Source organism: Glaciihabitans sp. dw_435 (assembly GCF_018449675.1).
Classification (GTDB): Bacteria; Actinomycetota; Actinomycetes; order Actinomycetales; family Microbacteriaceae; genus Glaciihabitans.
In genome coordinates this window covers 47453-61493 of sequence record NZ_JAAVUZ010000008.1, presented here as the reverse complement: position 1 = coordinate 61493, position 14041 = coordinate 47453, and the positions used below count along the sequence as shown (strand labels likewise).

Genomic DNA, 14041 nt, shown 5'->3' with positions numbered 1-14041 from the left:
CGAGCGTTGAGGCCACGGTACCAAGCCGGAGTGGTGCCTGTCAGTAACCGGTGAGGCTACGCCTGGATGGTCGTGACCGGCAGCGTGGAGTCTGCCCCGAAATCGAGGCCCGACGGCGCATGGCCCGCCTGCATGAGCTGGGCGCCGAGGGCAGCGATCATCGCACCGTTGTCCGTGCACAGATCGAGGGGCGGGATGCGCAGTTCGATGCCCGCGGCGGCACACCGCTCCGTGGCGAGCTGTCGGATGCGGGCGTTGGCGACCACGCCGCCGCCGAGCAGCAGCCGCTTCACCCCGGTGTCGGCGCACGCGGCAAGGGCCTTGGTCAACAGAATGTCGGCAACGGCTTCACGGAAGCTCGCCGCGACATCCGCCACCGGCACTTCCTCTCCGGAGTCGCGCTTCTGCTCGACCCACCGCGCCACGGCCGTCTTCAGCCCGGAGAACGAGAAGTCGTAGCGGTGCTTCTCCATGTCTTTCCGCAGGCTGAGACCGCGCGGGAAGCGGATGGCTTTCGGATCCCCGCCGACGGCGGCGCGGTCGATCTCGGGGCCACCGGGATAGGGAAGCCCGAGCAGGCGGGCGACCTTGTCAAACGCTTCGCCCGCGGCGTCGTCGATGGTCTCACCGAGCAACTCGACGTCCGACACGAGGTCGCGCACGAGGAGCAGGGAGGTGTGACCGCCGGACACGAGGAGGGCGACGGTGGGAAGTTCGATCTCGGTGCCGTCGGCACGCAGCACGTCCGCGCCGACGTGGCCGACGAGGTGGTTCACGGCGTACAGCGGCTTGCCGGTGGCCACGGCGAGCGCCTTGGCAGCCCCGACGCCGACCATGAGCGCGCCGGACAGCCCCGGCCCGCTCGTGACGGCGATCGCGTCGAGCTCCTCGAGGGTGACGCCCGCTTCCGTCAGCGCGGCGCGGAGCGCGGGTTCGAGCGCTTCGAGGTGGGCGCGGGCGGCAACCTCGGGCACGACACCGCCGTATCGCGCGTGCTCCTCCATGGACGACGAAATCACGTTGGCGAGCAGCGTCGACCCGCGCACGATGCCGATGCCAGTCTCGTCGCAACTGGTCTCGATGCCGAGCACCAGCCGCTCGGCGGCGGTACCGGCGGTCACGCGCCGACCGCCGGGCTGAGGCTCGCGGGGGTGACTGTCAACTTCATGATGTGGGCGTCCACTCCGTCGGGCTGGTAGTACTGGGGCCGCACGGCGATCTGCTCAAACCCGAGCTCGTCGTACAGCTTCTGGGCACCGGGGTTGTCCGCGCGCACCTCGAGAAACACCGAGCGCGCTCCGCGGTCCCGCGCCTCGGCAATGAGCGCCTGCATGAGCACCCGGCCGAGACCCTGACGGCGGGCGGATGCAGCGACGGCAATGGTCTGGATGTCCGCGTCAGCACTGCGCCGCGGCGCCAACAGCCCCGCATATCCCTCGACGAGGGTCGGCGTCTCGGGGTGAAAGGCGACGAGGTAATAGGTGTGCGCGCTCTGCAGGTCCGACGCCATCGCCGAGGCGGACCAGGCATCCGTTCCAAACGTGGGCGTCTCGATCGCCATGATGTCATCGAGGTCGGCGACGCCCGCCACACGCAACTGCCAGGCCATCAGCTGACCCGCTTCGGGCCGGCGGACACATAGATATCCGGCGAGCGCAGGTACAGAGCATCGTTGCCGGCGAACGCACGCTTGTGCAGGTACAGCCCTTCGGCGAGCAGCCCAATGGATGCCCCGGACACGCTTTCCGCGTCGACCCGGCGGTACCCCTCATACCCGGCCACCGCGCCGGGCAGGTCATCGGGACGAACGAGCCCCGGTCCCGCCGTGCGCACGGGTAGCCCCTGCTCATCCGACCCAGAATAAGCGGACCAGTACACCTCGCGCCGACGGGCGTCCGTCACCACGAGGATCGGCTCGGTTGCCCCGAACGCGATGGCGTCGTGGCTGACCACGGGAACCACGGGCTTGTGCGCACCGAAGGCGAAGGCGCGGGCGGCGGCGATCCCGACGCGCAGGCCCGTGAACGGGCCGGGTCCCATGCCCACGGCGACACCGCTCAAGTCGGTTACAGCCACACCCGACAGCCGCAGCGCCTCGGCGATCATGCTGCCGATCACCTCGGCGTGCCGGCGGGTGTCCAATTCGGTCAGCTCGGCGAGAACCCCGAGATCACGGTCAACGACCGCGACACTGGTTCCCGCGGAGGTATCAATCGCTAGAAGCACCGACCCACCCTAAGTCTTTCCACCGGTCACCGTTGCCGGTGACGGTCACCTCGCGGGGTTCGACGCCCTCGTCCGTCTCCACTCCCCCGACCGGGCGCACGATATCGATCGAGAGCCAGGTGTCGGTGATGCCGTCGAGCAGACCGGCACCCCACTCGACCACAACGATGGAGCGTTCGAAATCGATATCCAGGTCATCCAGCTCGACCGCGCTCGACAGGCGGTAGGCATCGACGTGCACGAGGGGGGCCGCCCCCTCCTCCAGCCGCGGGTGCGTCCGGGCGAGCACAAACGTGGGGCTGGTGACCGCGCCACGCACACCGAGCGCTTCGCCGAGCCCCCGGGTGAGGGTGGTCTTTCCCGCCCCGAGCTCGCCGTTCAGCGTGACGAGGTCTCCGGCGCGCAGCTGCCCCGCGAGCCGGGCACCGAACAGCGCCATGTCATCCGGTGTCGCGATCGTCAGGTGGATCATGACGTGTAGGTCCGGGTCACGCGCGGCCCGATGCGGGTCACAATCTCGTAGTTGATGGTGTCGGCCGCCGTCGCCCAGTCGTCGGCCGCGGGAACACCGGTCGCCGGGTCGCCGAACAGCACAGCCCGATCACCGACGACAGCGGTGTCCTGCCCGATGTCGACGACGAACTGGTCCATGGCGATCCGACCGCTCACCCGGTAGGTCTTGCCGTTGATGAAGACGGGACCGCGGGATGACGCGTGGCGGGGTATCCCGTCGGCGTATCCAAGCGGCACAAGCACGAGCGTGGTTTCCGCGTCGGTGCGGTAGGTGAAGCCATAGGACACGCCACTGCCGGCGGGGACTCGCTTCACCGAGACGATTTCGGCGCTCAGCTCCATCACCGGGCGGAGGCCGAGCGCGGCGGAGGTGGTGTCGTCGAACGGTGACAGCCCATACACACCGATGCCAAGGCGCACGAGGTCATAGCGGCTCGACGGCACCCGCAGGGCACCGGCCGTCGCGGCGAGGTGGCGCAGCTCCGGGGTGAGACCGGCTGCTGTGGCCTGGTCGACGAGGGCCTCGAACCGACGCACCTGCTCGAGATCCTCGTCCTCGCCGGCGTTGGCGAGGTGGCTGAAGATTCCACGGATGCGCACACGCCCCTCGCGCTCGAGCTCGTAAGCGCGGGCGAAGACGGCGGCGCACTGGGATTCCTCGATGCCGTTGCGTCCGAGCCCGGTGTCGAGCTTGAGGTGCACGCTGGCGAACGGGGCGTTCCCCGAGGTGTCGGTGACCGCGGCCGCGACGCTCTCCAGCTGCCCGAGCGAGCTCACACCGATGTCGATGCCCGCCGCGATTGCCGGGGCGAAGTCGGTCTCGGTCCCGTGCAGCCACGCCAGCACCGGAGCCGTGATGCCGGCGTCCCGCAGCGCGAGGGCCTCCGACACGTCCACGACGCCGAGCCAGTCGGTTCCGGCGTCGACGGCGGCCCGGGCGACCTCGATCGCGCCGTGTCCGTAGGCGCCCGCCTTCACCACCACCATGACCCGCGCGGGGGCCGTGGCCGAGCGAAGTGACGCGATGTTGTGCCGGATGGCCGAGAGATCTATGCGGGCCTCGCGCGTCGGGCGGGTCATCCGCTCTCCTCATCGTGCTCTGCAACCACGTAGGCGATCGCGATACCGCCGTCGTGGGACATCGAGAGGTGAACGGTCGTGATGCCGCGCTCGGCGACGATGCGCTTCACGGCGTTATGTAGAAGGAACGACGGGTTGCGGTGGCCATCGGAGACGATCTCCATGTCCTGCCAGGTGACACCGGTGGAGTCGCCGATCGCCTTGATGAGAGCTTCCTTGGCGGCGAACCTGCCCGCGAGCGAGCGCAGCGGAAGGCCACGCTCGGCCGGGGCGAACAGGCGTTCACGCAGCGCGGGGGTGCGATCGACCGCGCGCTCGAACCTCGCGAGGTCGACCACGTCAACGCCGATGCCGACGATCACGATCCGCTGCTACTCGACGGTGACGGACTTGGCGAGGTTCCGCGGCTGGTCGACGTCGAGTCCCTTGGCCATGGCGAGTTCCATGCTGAAGATGTGGAGCGGGACGACCGCGAGGAAGGGCTCGAAGAACGACCCGGCGAGCGGGATCGGGATGACCTCGTCGGCGAAGGGCAGCACGGCGGCGTCCCCCTGCTCGGCGATCGCGATCACCCGGGCACCGCGGGCGCGGATCTCCTGGATGTTCGAGACGACCTTGGGGTGCAGCGACGAGGGGTCGCGCGGCGACGGCACAACCACGAAGACGATCTGGCCGGGCTCGATGAGCGCGATCGGGCCGTGCTTGAGCTCGCCGGCGGCGAAACCCTCGGCGTGGATGTACGCGAGCTCCTTGAGCTTCAGCGCACCCTCCATCGCGATGGGGTACCCGACGTGGCGACCGAGGAACAGCACCGACTGGGTGTCCGTCATCCAGTGGGCCAGCTGGCCGATGGACTTGGAGACCTCGAGCACCTCGGTGATCTTCTCCGGAACGGCGCGCAGTTCTTCGACGTTCTCGGCAATTGCTTCGGCGCTGAGGGTTCCGCGCACCTGGGCGAGGTGCAATCCCAGCAGGTACAGGGCGGTGATCTGGGCGACGAATGCCTTGGTGGATGCCACGGCGACCTCAGGTCCCGCGTGCGTGTAGATGACCGCCTCCGACTCGCGGGGGATCGTGGAGCCCTGGGTGTTGCAGATCGAGAGCACCCGGGCGCCGGACGCCTTTGCGTACTTGACGGCCATCAGGGTGTCCATGGTCTCGCCCGACTGGCTGATCGAGACAACGAGCGTGCGCTCGTCGAGGATCGGGTCGCGGTAGCGGAACTCGTGGCTGAGCTCCACCTCGACCGGAACGCGCGCCCACTTCTCGATCGCGTACTTGCCCACGGCACCCGCATAGGCGGCGGTTCCACAGGCGATGACGATGACACGGTTGATCCCGGCGAGCACAACGTCATCGAGAACGGCGAGTTCCGGCAGCGTGACCGCGCCGTCGTGGATGCGACCACGAAGCGTGTTGGCGACGGCCTCCGGCTCCTCGCTGATCTCCTTGGCCATGAAGCTCGCCCAGCCACCCTTTTCGGCGGCCGAGGCATCCCACGCGACCTCATACTCGGTGTTCTGCACGGCGGCGCCGTCGAAGTCGGTGACGAGCACCGAGTCGGGCCGGATGGTGACGATCTGGTCCTGGCCGATTTCCATGGCGCGACGGGTGAATCCCACGAAGGCGGCGACGTCGGAGCCGAGGAAGTTCTCGCCGTCACCAAGCCCGATGACGAGCGGGGAATTGCGGCGGGCACCGACGACGACGCCGGGGCTGTCCTCGTGCACGATGAGCAGGGTGAATGCGCCCTCGAGACGGGCGACGACGCGGCGCATGCTCTCGGTGAGGTCACCGGTCGCGCGATACTCGCGGCCCACCATGATGGCGGCGACCTCGGTGTCGGTCTCGCTGGTGAAGCTCTCGCCCGCGTCGAGCATCTCCTGCTTGAGTTCGGAGAAGTTTTCGATGATGCCGTTGTGGATCAGCGCCAGTTTGCCGTTGTCCCCGAGGTGCGGGTGGGCGTTGCTGTCGTTCGGGCCGCCGTGGGTGGCCCAGCGGGTGTGCCCGATGCCGGTCTTGCCGTCATTGAGAGGGGTCTCCTCGAGTTCGCCCAGCAGCTCCTTGAGCTTGCCGGCGCGCTTGCGGGTGCCGATATGTCCCGCGTCGTCGATGACCGCAACGCCGGCGGAGTCGTAGCCGCGGTATTCGAGCCGACTCAACCCCGCAAGCAAAACATCGAGGCTGCTATTTGGACCGACGTAGCCAACGATTCCACACATGCAGCCGATCTTACTTTGACGAGCTGGTCTCCCGCCGCGAGGGCGCGCTCCGCCGGGGCATCCGCTCGCAAAGCGCTAGCGTTGTCTGCAATGCCTGATCTCAACCACCTCTCCCCCTATGTCGAGATCGATAGGGACGACTGGGCCGCCCTTGCGCCCACAACGCACCTGCCGCTCACGGAGCTGGAGCTGGTGCAACTGCGCGGACTCGGCGATCTGCTCGACATGCGCGAGGTCACCGACGTGTACCTGCCGCTGAGCCGGTTGCTCAACCTCTACGTGGCCGGCGCCCGCGACCTGCACAGGTCGACGAGCACGTTTCTCGGGGATCGCACCCCGAGCACCCCGTTCGTGATCGGCATCGCCGGATCCGTCGCCGTGGGCAAATCCACCGTCGCCCGGCTGCTGCGCGAACTGCTTGCCCGCTGGGAAGACACTCCCCGGGTCGAGCTGGTGCCCACCGACGGGTTTCTGTATCCGAACGCCGAGCTCGAGCGCCGCGGCATCATGGACCGCAAGGGCTTCCCCGAGAGCTACGACCGCCGAGCGCTGCTGCGCTTCGTGAGCAAGATCAAGAGCGGTGCCACGGAGGTGCGCGCTCCCTTTTACTCGCACCTGAACTACGACATCGTTCCGAACGCCGAGGTGGTGGTGCGTCGCCCCGACGTGCTCATCGTCGAGGGCCTCAACGTTCTGCAGCCTCCGACGCCGGGACGCCTGGCCGTCAGCGACCTCTTCGACTTCACGATCTATGTGGATGCCAGGACCGGCGACATCGCCAAGTGGTACGTCGACCGCTTCCTGTCGCTGCAGCGCGGGGCATTCACCAACCCGCAGTCGTACTTTCACCGTTTCGCCTCGCTCACCGAGGAGCAGGCGACCACGCGCGCCGAGGGAATCTGGGCGGCGATCAATGAGCCGAACCTCGTGCAGAACATCCTGCCCACGCGGGCACGTGCCTCACTCGTGCTGCGCAAGGACTCGAATCACCAGGTCAGCAGCGTGCTCCTCCGCAAGATCTAGCGGCGGCACGGGTCATCCGCCCCTTTAATACAGGGACGAGTGGATGCCTCTAGAGCGCGAGTTGCTCACGAACGACCGCGGCCAGCTCTTCGGCGATGGTGTCCGCGGCGAGCTGATCTTCGGCCTCGACCATCACGCGCACCATCGGCTCGGTGCCCGATGGACGCAGCAGCACCCGTCCGGAATCGCCGAGGCCTGCGGTTGCGGCGGCGACGGCGTCCGCGATGACGGTGTTGGCCGACAGCGCGTGGTGATCGACGCCGCGCACGTTGACGAGGGTCTGCGGGTAGACCGTCATGACGGAGGCGAGCTCGGCGAGGGTCTTGCCGGTGCGGGCCATCTCGGCGACGAGGTGCAGGCCGGTGAGGATGCCGTCACCGGTGGTGGCGAAGCGCGTCATGATCACGTGACCGGACTGCTCACCGCCAAGGGAGAGCGCGTGCTCGTTGAGTGCCTCGAGAACGTAGCGGTCGCCGACGCGGGTTTCGAGCATCGCGATGTCATTCTCGGCCATGGCGCGACGCAGTCCGAGGTTGCTCATCACCGTGGCGACGAGCGTGCGGTTCACGAGGGCTCCGCGATCGGCCATGGCGATCGCGAGGATTGCCATGATCTGGTCGCCGTCGACGATGGTGCCATTGGCATCCACGGCGAGGGCGCGGTCGGCGTCACCGTCGTGGGCGATGCCGAGGTCGGCCCCGTGCTCGATAACCGCGCGGGCGAGGTTGTCCAGGTGGGTGGAACCCACGCCATCGTTGATGTTCATGCCGTCGGGATCGGCGCCGATCACCGTGACACGGGCACCGGCGTCGGTGAAGACCTGCGGGGATACGCCCGCGGCAGCGCCGTGCGCGCAGTCGAGCACGACGTGGATGCCGTCGAGACGGTTGGGAAGCGTCGACAACAGGTGCACGACGTAGCGGTCTTCCGCATCGGCGAATCGACGGATCCGTCCAACGTCGCCGCCGGTCGGGGAAAGTTTGGGGGCGAGCAGAGCCGCTTCAATGCGGTCTTCGACCTCGTCCGGGAGCTTGGTGCCACCAGTGGCAAAGAACTTGATGCCGTTGTCGGGCGCCGGGTTGTGCGAGGCGGAAATCATCACGCCAAAGTCGGCACCGAGGTCGGCAACGAGAAACGCCGCGGCCGGGGTGGGGATGACTCCCGCGTCGTAAACGTCGACGCCGGAGCTTGCGAGCCCCGCGGCAACGGATGCCGCGATGAACTCGCCCGACACCCGGGGGTCGCGCGCGACCACTGCAACGGGACGACGGCCAGAGGCGCGTCGACCGTCGGCCACACGGCCCTTACCCAGGACGACTGCTGCCGCCTGGGCAAGGCCGAGGGATAGTTCAACCGTGAGCTCGCTGTTGGCGAGCCCACGGACACCATCCGTACCAAATAACCGTGGCATATCTGCTGCCGGTTACGGGGTGCGGTCTAGCGCTTCGAGAACTGAGGAGCCTTACGTGCCTTCTTGAGTCCGGCCTTCTTGCGCTCCTTGACGCGAGCGTCACGGCTCAGGAAGCCGGCCTTCTTCAGGGCCGCACGGTTGTTCTCTTCGTCGATCTGGTTCAGCGAACGCGAGATGCCGAGGCGCAGTGCGCCGGCCTGGCCGGAGGGGCCACCGCCGGAGATCTTCGCGATGACGTCGTAGCTGCCGAGAAGATCGAGGATCTTGAACGGGTCGTTGATGAGCTGCTGGTGCAGCTTGTTCGGGAAGTAGTCCTCGAGCGTACGGCCGTTGACCGTGATGGTGCCAGCGCCGGGGATGAGACGCACGCGGGCAATAGCCTGCTTGCGACGTCCGACGGCTGCGCCGGGAACGGTGAGAACCGGACGGGGAGCCTTAGGCGCCTCGGTGGTCGGGGTCTCGGTAGTGAAGCTCTCGGGAGCCTCTTCGATGATGTCTGCGATCTTCGCCACTGTCGTGAATCCTTAAGTCTTAGGTCTGGCGGGGGGGCGCTACTGCGCGACCTGGCCGAGGGTGTACGGCTTGGGCTGCTGCGCAGCGTGAGGGTGCTCGGGGCCCGCGTAGACCTTGAGCTTGGTGAGCTGAGCGCGACCGATCGAGTTCTTCGGGAGCATTCCGCGAACTGCCTTCTCCACGGCACGCGTGGGGAAACGCTCGAGCATCTCGGAGTACGTCGTGGCGCTGATGCCTCCCGGGTAACCGGAGTGACGGTAGAGGTTCTTCTCGGTGAGCTTCGATCCCGTCAGGGCGATCTTCTCTGCGTTGATGATGATGACGAAGTCACCCATGTCCATGTGGGGCGCAAACGTCGGCTTGTGCTTTCCACGAAGGAGGGTAGCCGCGTGGCTAGCGAGACGGCCGAGCACGATGTCGGTTGCGTCGATGATGACCCAGTCGCGCTGAACATCAGCGGGGGTGGGCGAGAACGTACGAGTCACAGCTGTACTGCTTTCTATTCGAAATGAGGCGTTCGTGAATCCCGCTCCGTGGAAGATTCCGTGCAAGATATGCGCGGAAGGATGCCGGTGGAGGGCTCAACTTCGGATGCTCTGCATAAAGGCGCAGGCACCAAGGGTCTACATTAGCCGGTCAGGCGCGCTTTGGTCAAACGAGCCGGTGGGCGGGAGAGCGGATGTCGCGCCGACGACGCTACAGCGCCGGTGCATCCATTCCCGGCCCGCTGGCGACAAGAGCCGTGCGGCGGCGGCGCGTCAGCTCCGCCTGGGCACCCAACTCCGCGTCATCCGGATATCCCACTTCAACGAGCACGAGCCCCTTGGCGGGCATGACCTTGTACTCGGCAGTGCGTGCCGCCTCGTCACGAATCTCTGCGGGACGGCCCGGCGCGAGATTGCCCTGGCCCGCCGCCACGCACGCACCCACGAGCGAGCGCACCATGCTGTGGCAGAAGGCGTCGGCCTTCACGCGTGCGACGAGCACGCCGTCGTCTTCGCGGTGCCAGGTGAACTCCTGCAGGCTGCGCACGGTTGTCGCACCCTCGCGGGGCTTGCAGTAGGCCACCCAGTCGTAGAGACCGATGAGGGATGCCGCCGTCTCATTCATCACGTCAACGTCGAGAAGCGCGGGGTACCAGAGCGTGCGGTGGCGTTCGAGTGGATTGCGCGGTGCCGCCGTGTCCGCGATCCGGTACTCGTACCGCCGCCAGGTCGCTGAGAAGCGCGCGTCGAATCCGTCCGGAGCGATGTAGGAACGCGAGACGTACACGTCGCTGTCCAGGCCCGCGATGCCGTTGATGCGCCTGCCGAGGGAGGCGGGTCCGTCGTACACGCGCCCGGCGAGCTTGCCACGGCGGGGCCGGTCAAGGCTGTGCAGCTGGGCGTCGGTGAGGTCGAGGTGCGCCACCTGGCCAAGGGCATGCACGCCGGCGTCCGTGCGCCCGGCGACGGTGAGGGTAGGGATGGGCTGGTGACGGCGGAAGACGATCGCGAGCGCGTCTTCGATGGCACCCTGCACCGTCCGCAGATCCGGCTGCTTGCTCCAGCCGTTGAACGAGCCGCCGTCGTAGGCGATGTCCAGGCGCAGGCGCGTCAGGGCGTCGTCTTTCTCCGGTGCTGCTGCATTTTCCACGCCCACGATTCTAACTTCTCCCTCCGACCCCGCCTTAAACACATCAGGCCCCGCCGAACCGGCGGGGCCTGATGAAGAAAAGCTGATGTTACTTGGCGTCCTCGGCGGGAGCATCCTCGGCCGGAGCCTCGGTCTCCTCGACGGGAGCGTCAACCGTCTCGTCCTCGGCGACTACGGTCTCCTCGACCGGGGTCTCCTCGGGAGCGTCGGTCGCTGCAGCGGCAGCGGCCTTCTTGGCGCTCTTCGGCTTCGGGTTGACGGGCTCGAGAACGAGCTCCATCTGGACCATCGACGCGTTGTCTCCCTTGCGGAAGCCCAGCTTCGTGATGCGGGTGTAGCCACCCTCGCGCAGCTCGACCAGGGGCGCGATCTCCGTGAAGAGCTCGTGCACAACGGTCTTGTCGCCGATCGTCGCGAGAACGCGACGACGAGCGTGCAGGTCGCCACGCTTTGCGAACGTGATCAGACGCTCGGCGACGGGACGCAGGCGCTTGGCGCGCGTCTCGGTCGTCTTGATGGACTTGTGGGTGAACAGGGCAGCCGCGAGGTTCGCGAGCATGAGGCGCTCATGCGCCGGCCCTCCGCCGAGGCGGGGTCCCTTGGTAGGTGCAGCCATTAGTTAATCTCCAGGTGTGAAAGAAGTCGTGGGAACGTCGAGAGGGACGAACCTAGTTGGTGGTCGTCTCTTCGTCGTCGTATCCGCCGTAGAAGTGAGCGCCGTCGAAGCCGGGCACGGTGTCCTTGAGGGACAGTCCCATCTCGACGAGCTTGTCCTTGACCTCGTCAACCGACTTCTGGCCAAAGTTACGAATGTTCATGAGCTGCGTCTCCGACAGTGCGACGAGTTCGCTCACGGTGTTGATTCCCTCGCGCTTGAGGCAGTTGTAGCTGCGCACAGACAGGTCGAGGTCCTCGATCGGCATGCTGAGCTCGCTGGACAGAACGGCGTCGACCGGAGCCGGGCCAATCTCGATGCCCTCTGCGGCGGTGTTCAGCTCGCGGGCGAGTCCGAACAGCTCGGTCAGCGTGCGACCGGCAGAAGCGATGGCGTCACGCGGGGTGATTGCCGACTTCGTCTCCACGTCGACCACGAGGCGGTCGAAGTCGGTGCGCTCACCGGCACGAGTTGCCTCGACGCGGTAGGTGACCTTGAGAACGGGCGAGTAGATCGAGTCGACCGGGATCTGGCCGGCTTCGCTGAACTCGCTGCGGTTCTGAGTCGCCGACACGTAGCCGCGGCCACGCTCGATGGTCAGTTCCAGCTCGAACTTCGCCTTGTCGTTCAGCGTCGCGATGAGCAGTTCCGGGTTGTGGATCTCGACACCGGCGGGAGCCGAGATGTCAGCAGCCGTGACCTGGCCAGCGCCCTGCTTGCGCAGGTACGCGGTGATGGGCTCGTCGTGCTCGCTCGAGACAACCAGGCCCTTGATGTTCAGGATGACCTCGGTGACGTCTTCCTTAACACCGGGGACCGTGCTGAACTCGTGCAGTACGCCGTCGATACGGATGCTGGTTACAGCGGCTCCGGGGATCGAGGAGAGCAGGGTGCGACGAAGCGAGTTGCCGAGCGTGTAGCCGAAGCCGGGCTCGAGGGGCTCAATGACGAACCGCGAGCGAAACTCGGAGATGTTCTCTTCTGCAAGAGTGGGGCGCTGTGCAATGAGCACTGGTTATTCCTTTCGGCAAAGTGTCCGCTATATGACACTTGGGCTCGGCGGGTGGCGAACCCGTCGTTTGTGTTTTGAGTTGTAAAAGTGCGGGAGTCAAACGACAAACGCGCCGGTGGCCCGGCAGCGCACGCGAGGCGTGCACCGCCGGACCAACGACGAAGAATGTAGTTAGACGCGGCGACGCTTCGGCGGGCGGCAACCGTTGTGCGCCTGCGGGGTAACGTCACTGATCACGCCGACCTCGAGGCCAGCGGCCTGGAGCGAACGGATCGCGGTCTCGCGGCCTGAGCCGGGTCCCTTGACGAAAACGTCAACCTTCTTGACGCCATGCTCCTGAGCCTGGCGAGCAGCGGACTCGGCGGAAAGCTGAGCCGCGAACGGCGTCGACTTACGCGAGCCCTTGAAGCCGACCGTTCCGGACGAAGCCCAGCTCAGTACGGCACCACTCGGGTCGGTGATGGTAACGATGGTGTTGTTGAACGTGGACTTGATGTGGGCCTGGCCCACTGCAACGTTCTTCTTCTCTTTACGACGCGGCTTACGAGCGGCCGATTTTGGTGCTGCCATGGTGTTCTCCTAAAACGTGTATGGCGATACGAGCAGTGCTCGCTATCGGGCCTTCTTCTTGCCGGCGACGGTGCGCTTCGGGCCCTTGCGGGTGCGAGCGTTGGTCTTGGTGCGCTGTCCGTGAACGGGCAGACCGCGGCGGTGACGGATTCCCTGGTAGCTACCGATCTCAACCTTGCGGCGAATGTCGGCGGCGACCTCACGGCGGAGGTCACCCTCTACCTTGAAGTTCGTTTCGATGTAATCGCGAAGGGCGACGAGCTGGTCGTCGGTCAGATCCTTCACACGGATTTCTCCGCTGATGTCAGTGTCGGCGAGCGTTTTGAGGGCGCTCGTACGGCCAACACCGTAGATGTAAGTCAGTGCGACCTCAACGCGCTTATCGCGCGGGATGTCGACGCCTGCTAGACGTGCCATGGTGGCTTCTCCTATGGAGTAAGTGGAGGTCTGTAACAGCTCCTGTACACCGGCCTCCGACCGATGGTGTCCCCCGCAACCAGGACGTACGTCCTGGCGTCGGGATCTGGTGCTGCTATGTGGTGATGAGGGGTAAAACTACTGCTTAGCCCTGGCGCTGCTTGTGGCGCGGGTTCGACTTGCAGATGACCATGACGTTTCCGTGACGACGGATGACGCGGCAGTGCTCGCAGATGGGCTTAACGCTGGGGTTGACCTTCATTGTGTTTCCTTGTGTTCGCTGTCTTCGTACCCTCGGAGTGCCGTGGGCCGTTACTTGTCCAGCAACCGTTACTTGTAGCGGTAAACGATCCGACCGCGGGTCAGGTCGTAAGGGCTCAGCTCCACGATGACGCGGTCCTCGGGGAGGATGCGGATGTAGTGCTGGCGCATCTTGCCCGAAATGTGGGCAAGAACACGGTGGCCGTTGGTCAGCTCAACGCGGAACATTGCGTTGGGCAGAGCTTCGACTACTGCGCCTTCGATCTCGATGACACCGTCTTTTTTGGCCATAGCCTCTTCGTCGCTAAAAGTAGTAATTGATGGTCGTGCGTTGGATTGTGGTGCCGATGGGCATGCAGAAAGCAGGCCTGAAACACCAAAGATCAAGCTTAGGTGATAACCACCCGTTTTGCCAAGTTGGACTTATACTCCGTCTCGGCGCCCGGAGAATCCGGCGCGCCGCGATTCACGGAAGTCGTGCTCATACAGCGGTAATCGGCGGG

Annotated in this window: 18 protein-coding genes; 1 reads left to right on the top strand and 17 read right to left on the bottom strand. The window is 66.1% G+C overall.

Annotated features, from left to right (window positions below; all coding sequences use genetic code 11):
- Positions 1–56 precede the first annotated feature (56 nt).
- From tsaD to glmS, 7 genes are read right to left on the bottom strand one after another with little or no spacing between them, the layout of a single operon-like run.
- Complete coding sequence (tsaD, locus tag HB677_RS11830; RefSeq protein ID WP_307852581.1) at positions 57–1121, bottom strand: tRNA (adenosine(37)-N6)-threonylcarbamoyltransferase complex transferase subunit TsaD; 1065 nt, start codon at positions 1119–1121, stop codon at positions 57–59.
- Positions 1118–1609: a ribosomal protein S18-alanine N-acetyltransferase gene (gene rimI, locus HB677_RS11825; protein ID WP_213815916.1), complete on the bottom strand. Its 492-nt coding sequence runs from the start codon at positions 1607–1609 to the stop codon at positions 1118–1120. The genes tsaD and rimI overlap by 4 nt, the downstream gene beginning before the upstream one ends.
- The gene (gene tsaB, locus HB677_RS11820) at positions 1609–2226 is read right to left on the bottom strand and encodes a tRNA (adenosine(37)-N6)-threonylcarbamoyltransferase complex dimerization subunit type 1 TsaB (protein ID WP_213815915.1); all 618 of its coding nucleotides are present in this window, start codon (positions 2224–2226) and stop codon (positions 1609–1611) included. Before tsaB ends, rimI begins: the two co-directional genes overlap by 1 nt.
- Positions 2210–2698 carry a tRNA (adenosine(37)-N6)-threonylcarbamoyltransferase complex ATPase subunit type 1 TsaE gene (gene tsaE / locus HB677_RS11815; protein WP_213815914.1) on the bottom strand — a complete coding sequence of 163 codons (489 nt, stop codon included), beginning with the start codon at positions 2696–2698 and terminating at the stop codon, positions 2210–2212. The genes tsaB and tsaE overlap by 17 nt, the downstream gene beginning before the upstream one ends.
- The gene (gene alr, locus HB677_RS11810) at positions 2695–3819 is read right to left on the bottom strand and encodes an alanine racemase (protein WP_213815913.1); all 1125 of its coding nucleotides are present in this window, start codon (positions 3817–3819) and stop codon (positions 2695–2697) included. Before alr ends, tsaE begins: the two co-directional genes overlap by 4 nt.
- Positions 3816–4181, bottom strand: coding sequence for a holo-ACP synthase (locus HB677_RS11805; protein ID WP_213815912.1), 366 nt, complete (start codon positions 4179–4181; stop codon positions 3816–3818). Before HB677_RS11805 ends, alr begins: the two co-directional genes overlap by 4 nt.
- Before the next feature lie 9 nt (positions 4182–4190).
- Entirely contained in the window at positions 4191–6041 is a 1851-nt protein-coding gene (glmS, locus tag HB677_RS11800) for a glutamine--fructose-6-phosphate transaminase (isomerizing) (protein ID WP_213815911.1), read from the bottom strand.
- 90 nt (positions 6042–6131) lie between these two features.
- Here glmS and coaA point away from each other — a divergent pair, with 90 nt between their 5' ends.
- Positions 6132–7064 carry a type I pantothenate kinase gene (gene coaA / locus HB677_RS11795; protein ID WP_213815910.1) on the top strand — a complete coding sequence of 311 codons (933 nt, stop codon included), beginning with the start codon at positions 6132–6134 and terminating at the stop codon, positions 7062–7064.
- 49 nt (positions 7065–7113) lie between these two features.
- Here the strand turns inward: coaA and glmM are convergent, their stop codons facing one another.
- From glmM to infA, 10 genes are all read right to left on the bottom strand, one after another.
- Complete coding sequence (gene glmM / locus HB677_RS11790) at positions 7114–8475, bottom strand: phosphoglucosamine mutase (protein ID WP_213815909.1); 1362 nt, start codon at positions 8473–8475, stop codon at positions 7114–7116.
- A gap of 26 nt (positions 8476–8501) precedes the next feature.
- Entirely contained in the window at positions 8502–8987 is a 486-nt protein-coding gene (gene rpsI, locus HB677_RS11785; RefSeq protein WP_213815908.1) for a 30S ribosomal protein S9, read from the bottom strand.
- Positions 8988–9026: 39 nt separating this feature from the next.
- Positions 9027–9473, bottom strand: coding sequence for a 50S ribosomal protein L13 (gene rplM, locus HB677_RS11780; RefSeq protein WP_213815907.1), 447 nt, complete (start codon positions 9471–9473; stop codon positions 9027–9029).
- A gap of 211 nt (positions 9474–9684) precedes the next feature.
- Complete coding sequence (locus HB677_RS11775; protein ID WP_307852580.1) at positions 9685–10623, bottom strand: tRNA pseudouridine synthase A; 939 nt, start codon at positions 10621–10623, stop codon at positions 9685–9687.
- A gap of 88 nt (positions 10624–10711) precedes the next feature.
- Entirely contained in the window at positions 10712–11239 is a 528-nt protein-coding gene (gene rplQ / locus HB677_RS11770) for a 50S ribosomal protein L17 (protein WP_213815905.1), read from the bottom strand.
- A gap of 52 nt (positions 11240–11291) precedes the next feature.
- Positions 11292–12290 (bottom strand): DNA-directed RNA polymerase subunit alpha, encoded by a 999-nt coding sequence (locus tag HB677_RS11765; RefSeq protein WP_213815904.1) that lies wholly within the window; start codon positions 12288–12290, stop codon positions 11292–11294.
- A 171-nt stretch (positions 12291–12461) separates the two neighbouring features.
- Positions 12462–12860 (bottom strand): 30S ribosomal protein S11, encoded by a 399-nt coding sequence (gene rpsK, locus HB677_RS11760; RefSeq protein ID WP_213815903.1) that lies wholly within the window; start codon positions 12858–12860, stop codon positions 12462–12464.
- Positions 12861–12902: 42 nt separating this feature from the next.
- A complete protein-coding gene (rpsM, locus tag HB677_RS11755; protein ID WP_213815902.1) occupies positions 12903–13277 on the bottom strand; it encodes a 30S ribosomal protein S13 in 375 nt (124 codons plus the stop codon).
- A 145-nt stretch (positions 13278–13422) separates the two neighbouring features.
- On the bottom strand, positions 13423–13539 hold the full coding sequence (gene rpmJ, locus HB677_RS11750) for a 50S ribosomal protein L36 (protein ID WP_200556584.1): 117 nt from the start codon (positions 13537–13539) through the stop codon (positions 13423–13425).
- 68 nt (positions 13540–13607) lie between these two features.
- Positions 13608–13829: a translation initiation factor IF-1 gene (infA, locus tag HB677_RS11745; protein WP_055811571.1), complete on the bottom strand. Its 222-nt coding sequence runs from the start codon at positions 13827–13829 to the stop codon at positions 13608–13610.
- Positions 13830–14041: the final 212 nt, after the last annotated feature.